Source organism: Paraburkholderia kirstenboschensis (assembly GCF_904848585.1).
In the GTDB taxonomy this organism is placed as follows: Bacteria; Pseudomonadota; Gammaproteobacteria; order Burkholderiales; family Burkholderiaceae; genus Paraburkholderia; species Paraburkholderia kirstenboschensis.
Map to the genome: position 1 here is coordinate 101,187 of NZ_CAJHCR010000018.1, position 17,901 is coordinate 119,087.

Here is a 17,901-nt window from a genome sequence, read left to right on the forward strand (position 1 = left end):
CATGTGTCATTCTGCGTGTTCCAGTACGGTTTGCTCTTGCGGCACCGTGCGCTTGCGGCGGTCGAACCACGGGTACAGGGACGGCAGCACCAGCAAGGTCAGCAGCGTGGCCGACACCAGTCCACCGATCACCACCGTGGCGAGCGGCCGTTGCACTTCCGCGCCGGAACTCGTGGAAAAAGCCATAGGCAGGAAGCCCAGACTCGCGACGGTCGCCGTCATCAGCACGGGACGCAGCCGCGTCAATGCAGCCTGCCGTGCAGCCTCGAGAGCGCCAAAGCCGCTCGCTCGCTTCTCGACGATGTAGCTGACCAGCACGACCCCGTTCAACACGGCAATGCCGAACAGCGCGATGAAGCCGACGGCGGCCGAAATGCTGAACGGCAGGCCGCGTGCCCAGAGCGCCAGGATCCCGCCGATTGCCGCAAACGGCACGTTGAAGAAGATGAGCGCTGCCAGGCTCACGCTGTCGAACATCAGATAAAGCAGGACGAAGATCACCGCCAGCGCGACGGGCACGACCACGTAGAGCCGCGACATCGCCTCCTGCAGATTCTTGAAGCTGCCGTTCCACGACAGGCTGTATCCGGGCGGAAGCTTGACCTGCGCAGCAACGGCATGTTGCGCAGCGAGCACGAAGCCGGCGAGATCGCGGCCGCGCACGTTGGCCTGCACCATGATCACGCGCTGCCCCTCTTCGCGCTCGATCGTCGAAGGACCGGGCTCCATCCGGATGTCGGCAACTTCGGCGAGCGGCACGGCCTTGCCCGCGCCGTTGCTCACGCGTAGCGCGCCGATTCGCGCCACATCATTGCGGTCTTGCGGCGTCAGACGAACGCGTATGTCGAAGCGGCCATCGTTATTCGAAATCGAGCCAACGGCGCGACCTCCAAGCGCCTGCACCACGTCGAGCACCTGGCTTGCATTGAGGCCATAGCGCGCCACCGCATCCCGGTTCACGATGATGCGCAAGTACGGTTGGCCGACCGTCTGTTGCGCTTGCACGTCGGCTGCTCCCGGCACGCGAGCGATCACGCTCGCAATACGCTGCGCGGTATCGTGCAACGCGTCGAGGTCGTTGCCGTGAATCATCACCGCCACATCCGCCTGCACGCCCGCGAGCATGTCGTCCATGCGCATCTGGATCGGCTGGGCCCAATCAAGCGTGAGGCCGGGAACCGCGCGATTGAGCGCATCCGAATACGCTTCGACCAGTCCCTCCTGAGTTTGCGCGGTCTTCCACTCCGATTTCGGCTTGAGCATGATGAAGGTGTCGCTTTGCTCGACACCCATCGGATCGGTGGGAATCTCGGAGCTGCCCCCAAGCGTGACCGCGGACTGAACTTCGGGAAAGCGCTTGAGCGTTCGCTCGACCATCGTCTGTGACTCGACCGCCGACGGCACGGAGATGCCAGGCAGCTTCGTGGTCGTGACTGTGAGCGCCCCTTCTTCCAGACGCGGCAGGAATTCCGCGCCGAGGCGCGAGCCGAGGACGCCCGCGAGCGCGAGCAGCAGCACGGCAAACCCGATGGTCAGTGCGGGACGTTGCGCCGCGCGCGTGAGCAGCGGCTCGTAGCGCCGCCGCATCCAATGGATGATGCGGCTCTCGTGTTCGGCCACCTTGCCGCGCAGCAGAAAGCTCGCGAGAACGGGCATCACGGTCAACGTGAGCACGAGCGACGCGAGGAGTGCGAACACGACCGTCAACGCCATTGGGCGGAACATCTTTCCCTCGACGCCCTGCAGGCTGAGAATCGGCAGATAGACGGCGGTAATGATCAGGACCGCAAACGTGACGGGCCGCGCGACTTCCCTGGATGCCTCGAGCACGACCGCCTGCATGGGCCGCGCCGGTGCTTCCGCGCGCCGCCGTACGACGTTCTCGATCATGACCACCGCGCCGTCGACGAGCAGGCCGAAATCGATGGCGCCGAGGCTCATGAGGTTGCCCGACATGCCAGCGCTGTACATGGCGATCGCCGCGGCCAGCATCGACAAGGGAATCGCCAGCGCGACGATCAGGCCGGCGCGCACATTGCCCAGCAACAGCAGCAGCACGGCAATCACGAGAACAGCGCCTTCGACCATGTTGTGAGCGACTGTGTGCAGCACGCGGTTCATCAGGTCGGCGCGGTTGTAGTACGGTGCGATTTCGACGCCGGGCGGCAGCGTCTTGTTGATTTCCTTGACGGCGTCCTGAACCCGCTGCGCGACGATACGCGTGTTCTGCCCGAGTCCCATCAGAACGACCCCGACAACGGCTTCGCCCTTGCCGTCGCGTGTGACTGCGCCCAGCCGGGGCATCGGCGCCTGGACGATGCGCGCAACATTGCGAACATAAAGCGGCGTGCCGTCCGGCCCGGTGCGCAACACGATGTTGCCGATGTCCGTCTCGTTGCGAAGCAACCCCTCGCCGCGAATGATGGCCTCCCCACCGTTGTGCTCGATGGTCGCGCCGCCGGTTGCGCCGTTGTTCATTTGCACGGCATTGAAGATGTCGGCGGTCGAGAGGCCGTAGCGTGTGAGCGCGTCGTCCGCCACCTGCACTTCGTAGGTCTTCAGTTCGCCGCCATTGACGTTGACGTCGACCACGCCCGGCACTTCGCGGAATTTCGGCGCGATCTGCCAGTCGAGCAGCGTTCGCAGCGCCATCAGCGATTGCCCGTGGCCACGCACCTGAAATTGATAGATCTCGCTCAGGCCATCCGACAGCGGTCCCATCTGAGGCGGATTTGTTCCGGGCGGAAGCTGCACCGTCTGCAGGCGCTCGCCAATCAGATTGCGATCCTGATAGATGTTCGAGCCGTCGGCAAAGCGCACGTAGATGACCGACAGGCCATAACGGGAAACGGAGCGCAGCGCCTGCATGCCGGGCAGCCCTTGCAGGGCGAGTTCGACGGGCGCGGTAATCGAGCGTTCGACATCGACCGGAGCGAGCCCCGGCGCTTGCGTCGTCACGAGCACCTGGACCGGCGAGATATCGGGCTGCGCATCGAATGGCAGTCGCTGCATGCTGACGAGCCCAAAGGCGATCAGTACGGCGACCAGGATCAGTACCATGGCGCGATTCTTCAGCGCCGCATCGACAATCTTCGTAATCATGACCTGCGCTCGCTGGTTCAGCCTTCGTCCGGAATAGTGGTTCGCATCAGCGCGGCCTTCAGCCAGTAGCTCCCGTCGGCAACCACCGGCGTTCCGGCCGTGACCCCGCTCACGATCTCTGTCATGCCGGTCGCGACCACGCCGGTATGGACCGTGCGCGGGAGGAAGTGACCCTTGCCCGCAGGCACGAATACGACGGTCTGACCGTTCACGTCCTGTAGCGCGGAATCGGGCACCAGCACGGAATCGTGGCCGAGCGGCGCCGCGATGTTTGCCGTGGCGAACATGTTGGCGCGCAGCAGCCCGCCGGGGTTCGGCACTTCGCAACGCACCGTGACCGTGCCCGTATTCGGATCAGCCTGATCGGCGACCTCGATGACGCGTCCGTTGAACGGCTGGTTCGGATAGGCATCCACGTTCATCGCGACTGTCTGGCCTGCGTGCACGGCCGCGGCGTCGTGTTCCGGCACGCTGACTTGCAGCCACACGGTCGACAGATCCGTCACCGTGACGAGCGACTGCGATGTATCGACGATGTTGCCGGCGGCCGTACTCACTGCCGTGACGACCCCGTCGAAGGGCGCGACCACGGCGCCGAGCGAGTCGCGCGGACTCAATGCGGCCAAGGTGCGCATGTCGCCTCTAGCCTTCGCGGCGACATCGATCGGCATCAATCGTTGTGTCATGCCGCGCCATTTCTGCAGATCCGCTTGCCGGGACCGCAGCGTGGCCTCGGCACTGGCCGCCATCGCGCGACGGCGCTCGAGTTCGCTTTGCGCAATGCCGCCGGCGTCGACCAACTCAGTGCCGCGCGCGAGCGCGGCGCGCGCCGCGTCCGCTGCGGCCGTCGCATCGGCGAGCGCGGCTTGCGCGTTGGCGAGTTGACTGCGCACGTCGGAGAGGTCGAATTCGTCGAGCACGGCAAGTCGCTGCCCCGCGCGCACGTGGTCGCCCACCGCGACGTCGACGGCCTCGATCCGCCCTCTGGATGGGGAACTCAGTTGTGCGAGCTGTTTTCCGTTGAAGGCGATCACACCCGGCGCGGTGATGGTCCGCACGCCCGGGCGAAGCGCCGCGTCGGCGATCTGCAGATGCAGGTTCGAGAGCGCCTCGGGCGCCAGGTCGACGGCGCTCGAAAAAGTAGGAGTACTGCTCGCTGCCGCAGACGTGACAGATTCGGCGGCTACGGGCTCGGCCGCTGCACGCGTGCTCCGCGAATGAATCGCGAAGGCGCCGCACAGAACGATCAAGCCGGCCCCGGCGACGGACGCATACAAGCGCCGCTGGTACTTGGTTTTCAATGAGTCCCTCGCAGAATAGAATTGACTTGACACTCTCGAAGAGCGAGGACTCAACGTCCTCGATCGCTTGCTGTCAATTATCGAAATCTGCGGCTGATACACACATGGCGGCTAAATGTCATTTTCGACATTTAGCCTGGGACGTGCGAGGGAGAGGCGGAGAGAACGGGCTGCGCGTGCGCCGCGTTTTAGACGAGAGTCGGAAAATACAGCGTAAACGCTGTGCTGCCTGCGCGGCTCACCACTTCGACCTTGCCTCGGTGCGATTCCATGATCGCTTTGACGATCGCAAGACCGAGGCCGGTATTCTTCGCCGATCCCTCTCTGGCAGCATTGACGCGATAGAAGCGGTCGAAGATTTTATCGATATGTTCGGGCGGAATGCTCTCGCCGTTATTGATAACCTGCACGGCAACATACTCTCCCGAGCGGAACGCTCGCAGCGCGACTTCGGACGCAGTCCCGGCATGCTCCAGCGCATTGGATAGCAGATTGCTGACGGCGCGCCTGAACAGCGTCGGATCGGCTCGTACTTGCACGTGCCCATCGACCAAGAACTGAACGCTCTTATTCTCCGCGACGGCATCGAAAAATGCGGTGAGTTTGGCGAATTCGCTTTGACAGTCGAGCGACCCTAGCTTGAGTTGCTGTCTGGCATGATCTGCCCTCGCGAGAAACAGCATGGTTTCGATCATGCGCTGCAGTCGCTCGCACTCCTCGATATTCGAATCGATGAGCGTCTCGTACTCATCAATCGTGCGCGGCCGGGACAGCGTGATTTGCGACGAACTGATGATATTCGCGAGCGGCGTGCGCATGTCATGCGCCAAATCCGACGAGAACTGCGAGAGGCGCGTGAAGGCGCGCTCGAGCCGGTCGAGCATGCGATTGACCGGGACAGCTATGTCGCGAAGCTCGACGGCGCCGCCGCCCATCTGCAGTCGATTGTCGAGATTGTGTGCCTCGATGCTGGAAATGCGGGCGCCGATCGTTTTCACAGGCGCGAGGCCCCGTTTCGCGATCGCATAACCGAGTGAGCCCATCAGCAGCGAGCCGCCCACGAGCACGAGCAATACGTCCTCCTGAAAAGCGCGCAGCACCGCGTGCCGTTCATGAGCCGCGTGCGCGAGCACGACCTGGATCGTTTCCCCTGACAACAGCTTTTCGCGCCCGACTACGCAGCGGGCAGGCCCGACGACCGGCGGATTGCAGGTGAACGGCCCAGACTCGGCGTCTTTGCCCAGCCCGGATGCCAGACGTTCCCCGCGTCCCCCCGTGTACACCAACAGTTCACCACGCCCGCCGGATATCGCGAAGGACACCGCGGGATGTGAAAGCAGCGCCTCCTGAAATACTGCACCGTTTTGCGCGACCGACACCGCGCTGCCAAATGTGCGAGCCTGCTCCATGAACTCCTGAAGCTTCCCCGCAATTTCGCGGTCGTCACGGCGTCGCAGTTCCAGCGAAAGCGTATGGTAGAGAAGCCCGCCGGCGAGCGATAGGACGAGGATGGCAAGAATCGAAAACGCGAGTGCGAGCCGCTTCAGGAGTGAATACGGCGCGCCGGCCGCAATCATGCCCTGTCCTCCAGCACGTAGCCCATGCCGCGAACTGTATGCAGCAGCTTCTTTTCGAACGGGTTATCGATCTTCGTGCGCAGGCGCTTGACCGCGACGTCCACGATATTCGTGTCGCTGTCGAAGTTGATATCCCACACGTGGGAAGTCACGAAAGCCCGGGTCAGCACTTCGCCCTGGCGCTCGGTGAGCAACTTCAACAGTGCAAACTCTTGAGCCGTCAATTCGATGCGCACATTGCCGCGCCGCACGCGCCGCCTGACCAGATCGATCTCCATGTCGGAGACACACAAAACAGTGACCGACGACTGCGCCGGCCTTCGCAGTAGCGCGCGAACCCGGGCCAGCAACTCGACGTAGGCGAACGGTTTGGACAGGTAATCGTCCGCACCGGACTCGAGCCCGACGACTTTGTCCTGGACCGTGTCGCGAGCCGTCAACAGCAGTATCGGCGTATGTTTTTTCTCCCGTATGCGCTTGAGGACTTCGAGCCCGTTGAGTTTGGGCAGCATCACGTCAAGCAGAATCAAATCGTAATCTTCATTAAGCGCAAGGAAGAGGCCCTCCTTGCCATCAAGGGCGGTATCTGCCTGGAAGCTCGCTTCCATAAGCCCCTTGCGGAGATAGGAAGCCATTTTCGGCTCGTCCTCGATAATGAGTATTCGCATGGTGTGTAACCTGTCGTTCAATTAGTGCGATTCGCAAAAATCCGGTGGCATAGTGCTTCCAACTCACGCGGTCCGCTCGGACTGCAGACGAAAACGAATCTGCGTGACAGATTCGCATACCTGCCACAAACGCTGGGCGGTCAATTCATCCATGGCCTGCCTCGCGACACTCGCTTCGCCGATCCTGCGCCCGCGTGCCTCGAGGAAACCTTGCGGCCCGTAATAGCCGCCACCATCGACGTGGGGCGACGTCGCCGTGTAAAGCGTCGGAAGCGCGCCGGCGGATTCGCTGTTCAGCGCGATGCCGATAACGCGGCCAGCGACGCTGCGAGCAGCACGTGAGAGCGCGGATCGATCGCCGGAACGAAACAGGTTGGTGTTCGCGACTCCGGGGTGGGCCGCCACAGACATGACACGGGAATTCGCCGCGCGCAGTCGACGGTCGAGCTCAAGCGCAAACATCAAATTCGCAAGCTTCGACTGGCGATAGGACTGCATCGGCGAATAGTGCTTCTCGGACTGCAGATCGTCGAAATCAATTCTCCCCTGCTTGTGCGCGATGGAAGCAATTGTAACGATGCGTGGCCGGTGACGCGATTCAGTCGCGGCAAGTTCAAGAGCGGGCATGAGCAGCACCGTGAGTGCGTAATGGCCAAGCATATTGGTGCCGAACTGCAGCTCGAAGCCATCGGCGGTCTCAAGACGTTTCGGCGGCGCCATGACGCCGGCATTGCTCACCAGAATATCGATGCGACGTCGTTCCGCGAGTTGCTTCTGCGCGAACGAGCGGACGGACGCGAGGGAAGCGAGGTCGAGAATCGCCAGTTCTGCGCTTGCTTCTGGAACTTCGGATTTCAGGTGCGCGAGAGCTTCTTCTCCGCGTCGTCTATCGCGACATGCCAGGATGACCTGCGCCCCTTTGCGCGCCAGCATCAATGCAGCGTGATAGCCGATGCCGCTATTCGCTCCCGTGATGAGCACTCGCTTGCCGGTCTGGGGCACAATGTCGTCGGTGGTCCACTGTGTGCGCATGTTGGTCCGGAGCAGCGTGAAGATTAAATATGTGGGATCGAGACTATCACGGCGGCGATCCAAATGCATATCCGCGACGATCAAGCCGCGAGCCGCTCAGCATGGAGACTCGCGCCGACATCAATTGCTTTTCGAGTACTGCATCGATTGCTGTTTGCTCGCCCAGTAAGTCTCGGCAGAATGGAAACGCTTCTGGTTATGCTCGATCGCTACCTGACTCGGCGGATAGTCATGTTTTGGAGCCGGCACCAGGCCGGCGCGTTCGGCTTCGATCAGCTCTTGTCGCACCATCCCGCGCGTCTTTTCTGAAGCAGGCCGTTGGACTTGAGACATATCGCCCACGGATGTCTGAGCGGGGTTAGTGGATTGTGGACAGCTATGCTCCGCATCGGCAAATGCGGGCGTCGCAACGCACAGACTCACGAGCACCGCACAAAGTTTGATTTTCATATAAAACTCGTTGAAGTTTCGAGCGGACGGGGATGATCCCGGTTGTCATTATCGGAATTCGGTCGTTAACACGACATGACTCCTGGATGACGTTTCAGTCATTTCGGAGCGTCACTTGAAGTCCGACGAGGGAGCCCGCTTCAACGTACAAGACCGACGGCGGATGAACGACGCCTGTTAGAAGAGGCGTGACCGTGACGGTATGGGAGATGAGTATTTGGCGCGCAAAGCGGCCAATTGCGGGGCGCGCCCATGAAGGGCGCGCCACCTGGCAACCGGTCATACAACGAACTAGCGCCCAGTTTCCGTCAAACGCCGCGCGGTGCGGCAAGAAAACGGCCGCGCATCGGCTTGAGCACTGCAATCGCGAGCAATGCGGTAACGATGTCAAGCGTGATCGCCGCGCCGAACACCGGCAACCAGCTACCCGCATGCTGGTGCATCAATGCCGCGAGCGGGCCGCCCAAGATCGAGCCGATGCCCTGCGAAATGTAGAGCCAGCCATAGTTTTCCGTGGCATGCCGCGTGCCGAACGTGTCGGTCAGCGTCGCCGGGAACAGCGAGAAGATTTCGCCCCAGCCGAAGAACACCACGCCAGACAGCAACACGAACAGCACCGCGTTATCGCGCGTGAACAGCCACAGCGCCATCGCGACGCCTTCCAGGGCGAACGCGAAAAACATCGTGTTTTCGCGGCCGAATTTGTCGGACACCCAGCCGAACAGCGGCCGCGTGAGTCCGTTCGTGAAGCGGTCGATCGTCAACGCAAGCGGAAGCGCGGCCATGCCGAACACGAGCACTTTGGTCACGCCGAAATCGGCGGCGAACGTGGCCATTTGCGACGTGACCATCAGACCGGACGTCGACATCATCGTCATCATGGCAAACATTAGCCAGAAGATCGGCGTCCTGAGCGTTTGCGACGGGCGCAGATTCGCCACCGCCGAACCGACGACATTCGCATTGCCTCCGGCGGCGGCACCATGCGCGGGTGGCACACGCAAGCCCTGCGATGCCAGCAGCCCCACCACCGCGAACGCGATGCCGAACATCCACAGCGTCGCGTCGACACCGCGCGCCTGCAACGAGGCCGCGATCGGAAACGTCGTGACGATCGCGCCCATGCCATAGCCGGCGGCGACAGCGCCCGCCGCGAAGCCGCGCTGCGCGGGGAACCAGCGCACCATCAGTCCGACAACGCCAACATATACGATGCCCGTGCCAAGGCCGCCGATTACGCCATACGTCAGATAGAGCATCGGCGCACTCTGGACCTGCGACGCGAACACCCAACTCAGGCCGGACATCACAGTGCCGAACGAGATCAGCGTGCGCGGACCGAAGCGGTCGATCAGCTTGCCTTGAAACGGCGAAAAAAACGTCTGCAGAATGATCAGCAACGAGAACGTCACCTGCAGTTCAGGCAACGCGATGCCCAGTTTCGCGGCGAGCGGTTTGGTCATCAACGTCCAGACGTATTGCGGACTCGAGATCGACATCATGCAGACGAGACCCAGCCCAAGTTGAATCCAGCGGTTATGCGTGGCGGGCGTCGAGACATTCTCGATACGCGGCGCCGTCGGTTGCAAGCGTGTGTTCATGGTGTTCTCCGTTTCCTGAGCGCATGCCAGCCGGCATGCGCGAGACGTGCGCCGTCCTCCGGACCTGAACGGCCGGAACTGCAAGTCGTTTGAGAAAAAGCGCGCGGTGTCTACCAGCCCGCAGCGGCCCCGTCACTGCGCGGATCGTAGCCCGCTTCGATTAATCCATCAGGATGTCGAACGATTGCGCCGGCATGCCCCATCGCTTCATCGTAAGGCGCCATCATCTCGACCTCGTGTCCGAACGCGCTGAGCGTTGCTGCCGTGTGCGCGGCGAAGCGTGGCTCGAGCTTGAGCGTGTCGGTCGATTGACCCCATGTCCGGCCCAGCAGCCAGCGAGGCGCGTCGATCGCCGCCTGCGGGTTCCAGCCGAAATTCGCGATGCGTGAGAACACCGCGCTCTGCGATTGGGGCTGTCCGTCTCCGCCCATGTTGCCGTACACCATCGTGCGGCCATCGGCAAAGCGCGCCAGCGCCGGATTGAGTGTATGAAATGGCCTGCGCCGTGGCATCAGCGGATTGAGCGCGTGCTCGTCAAGCGAGAAACTGCAGCCGCGGTTCTGCCAGTTGATGCCGGAGCCCGGCAGGACGATGCCGCTGCCGAACTCGTGATAAATGCTCTGGATGAAACTCACCGCAACGCCTTCGCTATCCGTCACGCCTAGCCATACGGTGTCGCCCGGTCCGCGACCGGCCGGCCAGGGCGCGGCTCGCGTCGGCGAGACGCGCGCGGCCATCGCGTCGAGTGCGGCCGGTTCGAGCAGCGTGGCGGGATCGACCGTCATGTGATCGGGATCGGTGACGTGCGCGTCGCGAATCGCGAAAGCAAGCTTGGTTGCCTCGACGCACGCGTGGACGAACTCAGGCCCGAGCGGATCCATGTCTTTCGTCAGCACGCGGTCGAGAATGCCGAGAATCAGCAGCGACACGAGACCCTGTGTCGGCGGCGGCATGTTGTAGATCGTGCCGAGCGAGTGCTGGAGTGCGAGCGGCTTGCGTAAGCGCGCCTCGTGCCCTTCGAGATCGGCAAGCGCAAGCAGCGAGCCGGCGGACTGAAGATCGCTCGCGATGCTGCGCGCGAGATCGCCGCGATAGAAGTCGTCGAGACCCGCTTCGGCGAGGCGCTCCAAGGTTGCGGCGAGACGCGGCGCGACGAAACGCTCGCCCGTTGCCGGCGCGCGGCCGTCATGCAGAAAGGTATCTGCGAAACCGGCGATCGGGCTCAGTTCGGCGCGCCGGCTGTCGACACATTGTGCCTGGCTACGCGTGACGGGCACGCCGGACTTCGCGTAGTGAATGGCGTCTTCGAGAAGACGCTTGAGGGGCAGCTTGCCGCCGAGCGCGCCCTGCGACCAGCGGTGCGCGAGCTGCCAACCGGACACGGTGCCCGCGACGGTGTTCGCGGCCAGCGGGCCGCGCGTCGGAATCGTCGTATATCCGCGAGAGCGATACGCTTCGATCGTCGCAGCGAGCGCGGCGCCGCCGCAGGCCTCGATGCCCACCGGCTCCGCGCCGGGACGAGAGATTAGCCAGAAGCCGTCGCCGCCGATGCTGTTCATGTGCGGATAGACGACTGCGATAGTCGCGGCAGCGGCAATCATGGCTTCGACGGCGTTGCCGCCGTCCCGCATGATGGCCAACGCGCTCTGCGCCGCGAGCGCGTTCGGCGCGACGGCCATGCCACGCGCGCCGCGCGTCGGATTGAGAAAATTAGATGACATATTTGACGGGACTTTTGCTTGTATACATACCCGTCACCTATGCGAGAAGCATGCCAGGACGTGAGTCGACCGCTCACGCGCGCCAGATAGGATTTCGCGCGGCCGGCACACGCGGCGATGTCGCTACTTGGTGCCTCGCAACCTTGGTGGTGCATAGGGGGCCGCATTCGGCCCCATTGCAGTGCGTGCGCGTTGCAGGCGCTCGCCCGTCAAGGTGCGCACCTCAGCGCGGCTACCCTCGATATGGCGCGCGATCAACGCAACGCTACGATCCGTTTCGCGACAACGGATCGCATCGAGGATCGCCACATGTTCGTCGTAGGTTTCGTCGATGCAGTCGCCATACACGAGATCGAGTCGCCGCACGACCCGGATGCGATCGGTCACGCGCTGCATCGCATTGGTCAGCTCGGCGTTATCGGCGGCCTGCACGAGGGCGTGATGAAATGCTTCGTCGAGCGCGACCATCTCGCGGCCGTCACGCCTACGATGAGCAGGCGGGATCTTCCAGATTTGTTCGAGCTGACCGAGCATCTGTGCGACGCCTTCGGAAAGCTCTCCTTCGGCACTCGCAAGCTTCGAGACCGCAAAGGTTTCAATCAGCTTGCGCATTTCGTAGAGGTCTTCGAAGCGCTTGAAATCGACCGGCACGACTTCCCAGCCGCCGCGCACATAGCCGCGCATCAGGCCGTCACTTTGCAGGCGCTGCAAGGCCTCGCGCGCAGGCGTGCGGGACACACCGAAGCGCTCGGCGATGCTGCCTTCCGTCACGCGGTCGCCGGGCAGCAGGCGCATATCGAAGATATCTTCGCGGACGCTGACATAGACATGATCAGCCCGCGAGGAGGGAATGCCGGTGATGTCGTTCACGCTTGGAACCTGAGTTGGCGAGTGTCGGGGCTGAGATTATTGTCCGTCCCGAACGCGCCATGTCAACACGCGGTGAAAAAACCGGCATCGCACGGACATCAGCCGCGAGCGAAATACGCCTTTACAGCCGACAGAAACGTATCGATGTCCGCGCGCGAGACGTCCTTATGTGTCGCAAAGCGCGACGCATACAGCATCTGCGTGAGAATGCCCCGTGCCTTGAGCCACGCTTCGAGCGGGGCGCAATGTTCTTGCGGAAACTGCGCGAACACCATGTTCGTCGCGTGTGACTGCACCGTCACCTGATCGATCTGCGAGAGACCGTCGGCAAGATGTTGGGCGTTGGCGTGATCGTCCGCGAGTCGCTCGACGTTGCGATCCAGCGCGTACAGACACCCCGCCGCCAGCACGCCCGATTGCCGCATGCCGCCGCCCAGCACTTTGCGCCAGCGATGCGCGGTGTCGATCAGCGCCTGACTGCCGACGAGCACCGAGCCGACCGGCGCCCCCAGTCCTTTGGAGAAGCAGATCGACACCGAATCGAAGGGCGCGCACAACGCCGCCAGCGATTGGCCCGAAGCCACCGCGGCGTTGAACACACGCGCCCCGTCCAGGTGCGTCGCAAGTCCGCGCTGACGAACGAATTCGACCGCTCGCGCCACATAATCCGCAGGCAGCACTTTGCCTCCAATCGTGTTCTCTAGCGCGAACAGACGCGTGCGCGCGAAATGATCGTCGATCGGCTTGATGGCGGCCGCAACCTTATCGAGCGGCAAGGTGCCGTCAGCGGCATTTTCCAGCGGCTGCGGCTGAATGCTACCGAGCACCGCCGCGCCGCCGCCTTCGAATTTATAAGTGTGCGCCAGTTGGCCGACGATGTATTCGTCGCCACGTGCGCAATGCGCCATCAAGGCCGCAAGATTGCATTGCGTTCCAGTCGGAAAGAACAGGCCGGCTTCCTTGCCGGCGCGTTCGGCGACCACGGCCTGCAGACGCAGGACAGTCGGATCGTCGCCCCAGACATCGTCGCCCAGTTCGGCGGTTGTCATCGCGGCGAGCATCGGCTTGTCCGGACGGGTCACGGTATCGCTGCGCAAATCGATCATGTGCTGCTCCTCAGAGTGCCGGCCGCGTCGCGCCTGCAGCGCGGACGATTTGGATTGAATTGAAAATCGGGTTATGCCGCCATGCGCTCACGAGCAGCCGCTGGCGAGCGAAAGCGCCGGGTTGCGCGCAGTTGCATCGCGCTGCTGTGGGTTTGACGATTTCAGTTCCGAACCGCGGCCGGACCCAACGGAGAAAAGATTGACCGCTTTAAGGAGGTTTCGTGCTTGCCGGTTCAGGGCTTCCACGGCGGCGCCCGATTGCTGGACGAGCGCGACGTTCTGTTGCGTGCTGTGCTCCAGGCTTGCGATCATCTCGCGGACCTCGCCGATCTGAAGCGTTTGCTGCTGACACGCGTCGTGGATTTCGCTCATGATGCCGGTGACGCGCGCCGACGAACCCACGACCGCGGTGATGGTCGAGCCCGCGTCATCGACCTGCGTGGCGCCGTCTTTCACGCGAGCGTCGCTCGCCACGATCAGTTGCCTGACTTCCTTCGCCGCTTCTGCGCTGCGTTGCGCGAGTATTCTGACCTCGCCGGCCACCACGGCAAAACCGCGTCCCTGGCTACCGGCACGCGCGGCCTCGACCGCCGCATTCAGCGCGAGGATGTTGGTCTGGAACGCGATCCCGTCGATGACCGAGATGATCTCCGCGATGCGCGCCGACGACGCGCTGATCCCATGCATCGTCTCGACGACCCGGCCGACCGCCATGCCGCCTTCCCCGGCCGTTTCCGAGGCGTGCTTGGCAAGCTCGTCCGCGTGTCCCGCATTTGCAGCGTTGGTGGCCACGCTCGCGTCGAACTCCTTGAGCGCGCCGGTGGCCTGCTCGAGCGCGCTGGCCTGGAGCTCTGTGCGCGCGCCAAGATCGGCATTGCCGGCGGCAATCGCGTGACTCATGTCGGCGACTGCATCGGCGCCATCGCGCACCTGCCCCACGATGTCCGCGAGCGCTTCTCTCATCCGCACGACAGTCGCCATCACGCTCCCCGTATCGCCGGTGCGCAACTCGGCGCGCTGGGAAAGATCGCCGCGCCGGATCGCGTCGGCGAACGCGATCAGCTCACGCGGTTCGGCGCCGAGCGACCGGCCTACGTTGCGCACGACAAGCACCGCAACGCCAAGACCGATCACGCACGCAAGCCCGGTCAGCGCGAGCATCATCAAGCGGAAATCGACGCTTATCTGGCGTGCCTCGGCACCGCCCTGCTGGTTAAGCGCTTCCTGAAAGTCGATCAACTGGTTGATTGCCGCGAGCCACTCGACTAGCGCGGGACGCGCTTGCTGGAGCAGCACGGTGCGTGCCCCCTCGGTGTCGCCGGAGGTTTGCCGTGCAATCACCTGGTCGATAAACGGCGTGGCCTTGTTGCCCGCCTCGATCACGCGCGAATAGATAGCGCGCTCGGCTGCGGTGATGTCGGTGCGCTGCGCGTAGACAGCGGCAAGCGGCTTTGCCGCCTCGTCATAATCCGCCGCGAGTTGCTGGATGTGCGCGACGACGGCCGGCAGCTCATCATGCGAGACGAGAGTGACATCGCGCACGGCGATGGACCGGTCATGGACGCTACCGCGAAAGTTGATGGCGTACCGTTCTTTGACGCCGTTGACGTCGATGATCTGATCGAGTCGTTGCCGCACGGCCTCGACACGTGTGATGGCGATGACCGTCAGCGCAACGAGGGCGAAGAGGACGATGCCGAAGCCAGCAACCAACTGGGTGTGGACACGCAAACCCGCCGTAGTCCTCATGAGTTCACCTTTTTCGTGAGAGATGCATTATTTGCTGCGCGTGTCTTCGGCTGTTTCTCTGCGGCTGTTTCGAAGACGGCGCCCGCAGACAGCGTGCAATGACTCGCGGCCTGACATATCGCCTGAAACGCCACCACGATGCGCCATGGCATTGTGCCGAGGCACAGGCCGTTCGTGAAATTGGTTTGCCTCATGGCGACGATTGCGAACAGTTATGACGCAGCCGCCATGCGTAAGCCAGACACTGCTTATGTGCGACGGCGGCGCAGCCCGAACGGGAGACGGCGCGGGCACAAATGAGCAGCCGCCAAGGAGCCTGCGCGACAACGCAACCCAATTTCGCAGAATTATATCGTCACCTGACGATTTGTGCTGCAGACAGTGTCGGAACATCGCAGCGATAACACTGGAGAGTCGCCCGGCGCCGACTCGCAATGCGTTTATAGCGCAGGCAGCAGGCTCGGCAGGCTCGTCAGGAAGGCGCGCACGTGCATGGCAATCACCGCTTCGGCGGGCATGCTGTTTTCATTCGAATAGATGCGGCGGCGAATTGCCAGATGAGACACGGCGCCATGTAACAGCCAACCCACTTCGCCCAGTTGAGTCGGGTCGGCGGGAATGCGTAGACCCAGTTCATACGCAGTCTCCGTGACGATGATCTCGAGCGCATGGCTGACGATCGCGTTCGTATAGGCCGGCGCCGTGTGCAGGCCCTCGAGCGACGAATAAAGGAAGAGCCTCAGCCAGCGGCGCGTCAGGAGCGTGTCATAGTACTGGCAATAAAAGCGGTTGAGCCGGCTTTCAATCGGCACACTTCGGTCTTGCAATTGAACAAACCAGATTGCGTTGAAGATTCCGACGACTTCCCGCTTGTAGACTTCATCAATTAAAGCGGCCTTGCTCGGGAACAGACTATATAACAAGCGTTGCGATACGCTGCAGGCTTCAGCGATGGCGCGGGTCTGCGCGCCGAGACCATGCTCCGCGAAATACTCCGCGGCCTTCTCCAGCACGCGCGCCTGACGCTCGGCGCGCGGCAAACGCTGCGGCGTTTTTTTCATCGGCCGCTTGACCGCCACGCGGTCGGCGCCGGTTCCACGGCTCGGCTTCTCGATAGTCCCTTTGGTCTTCATAGCTCCCTACGCTCTCGGATTATAGCTGTTATCATCACATGACGATTTACGTTCCGATAAAGTATACACCCGGGGCGTGGGCGGCAGTCCCGCGCTGCCCTGCGTGACCCTCGCATTTTCTCCGCCGTTGCGAAGCGAGCGTCGTCCCAGCCGCTACCAACTAACGTGGAACCGGATGTTTGTCCATGTCCGCGTTGCCACGGAGGCATCGTGATGGGAGTCGGCGTGGCGGCGCCCGCATTGGCATCGAATCCCGCCCCGCCGATGGCGAGGGCCGCCTCGAACGCTCTCTTTAGCAAGCCTCGAGCACGTTGATGACGCGGCTCACGAGCAACGGGCGCGTTTCGGTTCCATATTCGGCCATATGCGCGGAGGCCCCATGCGCCCTCAACGCTTCCGCGCTTTCCCAGCGCTCGATGACAGCGAACGTGTCCTTGCCAAGCGGTGTCTGAATCGTCCCGAACTCAGGTACGTCGATGACGGCCTCGTAGCTGATGCACCCCTCTTCGGCCAACACCGTCGGCCGGTTCTTGTTGAAAAGTGCCAGCACGGCTTCGCGTTGACCGGGCTGGGCAGTGATTGTGGCAATGACATGGATCATCCGGGTACTTCTCCTTTTCTGTTTCGGCGCCGATCGCCGCGTGAAATCATAGCCGCGTTTGCGTACGTTTGCCGACAGAGCCTCGTCGAGTTCAGACCGCACTTCCGACGTGGCTCGTCAGCGATTCAATCCGTCGCGCGGGGTTCCCGCACCATCGACGCCGACTGTTTCCGTTGAAGTTCGTGACATCGCGAAGCACACCACGCTCTTGCCTATCTGAACATGACAGCGGCGTAATGCAGAGGTCAGCCTCGCGTCACCCCATCTGCGGACAATACAGGTTACTCACCCTCGCGGCGATGACGCCGTGAGACCCGAGGCTTCATTCATCGTGCCTGAAGCTGACCACAAATAACTTGAGAGGTAATTCACCATGAAAACTCTGATCTATGCAGCGTTGGTTGCCAACGCACTAGTCGCCCCCGCGGTCTCTTTTGCACAGGACTCCACTGCCCCGCTGACGCGTGCCGAAGTGCGCGCGGACCTCGTGCAAGTGGAACAGGCCGGGTATCGCCCGGGCCTAAAAGATTTGCACTATCCAACCGATATTCAGGCTGCGGAGGCGCGTATGCACGCGCAGGATGCCACGACGCCGAGCAGCATGGCAGTCGGCGGACTGTCAATGAACGGCTCCTCGCAGTCGGGTGCGCCGGCGACGCCCGCAGGTACTCACTCGATCTATTTTGGTCACTGATGCACCTTCATGTGCATGTCATCCGTGAATCGTCGCTTGACTCTCCACCTAAAGCGATCTTCACCGAGAGGTAAGTGACGATCATCCTGAACGATACGGCAGTAGCGCGAAGACCTCGCCTTTAGAACGCAGCCAACCCTTTGAATGCCGTCTGAAACGAGCCACGAGAACCCTCGATGGCCTCTCAAACGATGCGCCATCCGTCACAGCCAAACATGTCGCTGGCTCAACCGTGTTTTATGAGTGTGTCAGGCTTCAGAGCTGCGGCCGAGGTCGGCCGGCACATCGCGCTAGAT

General features: G+C 62.5%; 15 protein-coding genes. 2 read left to right on the forward strand and 13 right to left on the reverse strand.

What is annotated here, in order from left to right:
• Nucleotides 1-6 precede the first annotated feature (6 nt).
• The 11 genes from JMY24_RS31435 to JMY24_RS31485 all read right to left on the reverse strand — a co-directional run bounded on the left by JMY24_RS31435 (nt 7) and on the right by JMY24_RS31485 (nt 15,099).
• A complete protein-coding gene (locus JMY24_RS31435) occupies nt 7-3,102 on the reverse strand; it encodes an efflux RND transporter permease subunit (protein WP_128598618.1) in 3,096 nt (1,031 codons plus the stop codon).
• A gap of 17 nt (nt 3,103-3,119) precedes the next feature.
• Nucleotides 3,120-4,403, reverse strand: a complete 1,284-nt coding sequence (locus tag JMY24_RS31440; protein ID WP_201703505.1) for an efflux RND transporter periplasmic adaptor subunit — start codon at nt 4,401-4,403, stop codon at nt 3,120-3,122.
• 188 nt (nt 4,404-4,591) lie between these two features.
• A complete protein-coding gene (locus tag JMY24_RS31445) occupies nt 4,592-5,980 on the reverse strand; it encodes a heavy metal sensor histidine kinase (RefSeq protein WP_201703506.1) in 1,389 nt (462 codons plus the stop codon).
• Entirely contained in the window at nt 5,977-6,648 is a 672-nt protein-coding gene (locus JMY24_RS31450; protein ID WP_128598636.1) for a heavy metal response regulator transcription factor, read from the reverse strand. Before JMY24_RS31450 ends, JMY24_RS31445 begins: the two co-directional genes overlap by 4 nt.
• A 63-nt stretch (nt 6,649-6,711) precedes the next feature.
• A complete protein-coding gene (locus JMY24_RS31455; protein ID WP_236597597.1) occupies nt 6,712-7,764 on the reverse strand; it encodes an oxidoreductase in 1,053 nt (350 codons plus the stop codon).
• Nucleotides 7,765-7,800: 36 nt separating this feature from the next.
• Nucleotides 7,801-8,130 carry a DUF4148 domain-containing protein gene (locus JMY24_RS31460; protein ID WP_128598637.1) on the reverse strand — a complete coding sequence of 110 codons (330 nt, stop codon included), beginning with the start codon at nt 8,128-8,130 and terminating at the stop codon, nt 7,801-7,803.
• Between the two features lie 308 nt (nt 8,131-8,438).
• On the reverse strand, nt 8,439-9,731 hold the full coding sequence (gene oxlT, locus JMY24_RS31465; protein ID WP_201703508.1) for an oxalate/formate MFS antiporter: 1,293 nt from the start codon (nt 9,729-9,731) through the stop codon (nt 8,439-8,441).
• Nucleotides 9,732-9,841: 110 nt separating this feature from the next.
• Complete coding sequence (locus JMY24_RS31470) at nt 9,842-11,452, reverse strand: gamma-glutamyltransferase family protein (RefSeq protein ID WP_201703510.1); 1,611 nt, start codon at nt 11,450-11,452, stop codon at nt 9,842-9,844.
• A gap of 123 nt (nt 11,453-11,575) precedes the next feature.
• Nucleotides 11,576-12,322, reverse strand: a complete 747-nt coding sequence (locus JMY24_RS31475; RefSeq protein ID WP_128598269.1) for a GntR family transcriptional regulator — start codon at nt 12,320-12,322, stop codon at nt 11,576-11,578.
• 98 nt (nt 12,323-12,420) lie between these two features.
• Nucleotides 12,421-13,428 carry a low-specificity L-threonine aldolase gene (gene ltaE, locus JMY24_RS31480; protein ID WP_128598268.1) on the reverse strand — a complete coding sequence of 336 codons (1,008 nt, stop codon included), beginning with the start codon at nt 13,426-13,428 and terminating at the stop codon, nt 12,421-12,423.
• 87 nt (nt 13,429-13,515) lie between these two features.
• On the reverse strand, nt 13,516-15,099 hold the full coding sequence (locus tag JMY24_RS31485) for a methyl-accepting chemotaxis protein (RefSeq protein ID WP_236597601.1): 1,584 nt from the start codon (nt 15,097-15,099) through the stop codon (nt 13,516-13,518).
• Between JMY24_RS31485 and JMY24_RS38640 the strand changes: the two genes are divergently transcribed.
• Nucleotides 14,986-15,279, forward strand: a complete 294-nt coding sequence (locus tag JMY24_RS38640; protein WP_236597603.1) for a hypothetical protein — start codon at nt 14,986-14,988, stop codon at nt 15,277-15,279. The genes JMY24_RS31485 and JMY24_RS38640 overlap by 114 nt on opposite strands.
• Before the next feature lie 338 nt (nt 15,280-15,617).
• On the opposite strand, the gene JMY24_RS31490 is transcribed toward JMY24_RS38640, so the two are convergent.
• Together JMY24_RS31490 and JMY24_RS31495 are read right to left on the reverse strand one after the other, a co-directional pair.
• Nucleotides 15,618-16,310: a TetR/AcrR family transcriptional regulator gene (locus JMY24_RS31490; protein ID WP_201703512.1), complete on the reverse strand. Its 693-nt coding sequence runs from the start codon at nt 16,308-16,310 to the stop codon at nt 15,618-15,620.
• A gap of 292 nt (nt 16,311-16,602) precedes the next feature.
• On the reverse strand, nt 16,603-16,911 hold the full coding sequence (locus tag JMY24_RS31495) for a putative quinol monooxygenase (protein ID WP_128598266.1): 309 nt from the start codon (nt 16,909-16,911) through the stop codon (nt 16,603-16,605).
• Between the two features lie 373 nt (nt 16,912-17,284).
• Here JMY24_RS31495 and JMY24_RS31500 point away from each other — a divergent pair, with 373 nt between their 5' ends.
• Nucleotides 17,285-17,605 (forward strand): DUF4148 domain-containing protein, encoded by a 321-nt coding sequence (locus tag JMY24_RS31500; RefSeq protein ID WP_128598265.1) that lies wholly within the window; start codon nt 17,285-17,287, stop codon nt 17,603-17,605.
• Nucleotides 17,606-17,901 lie beyond the last annotated feature (296 nt).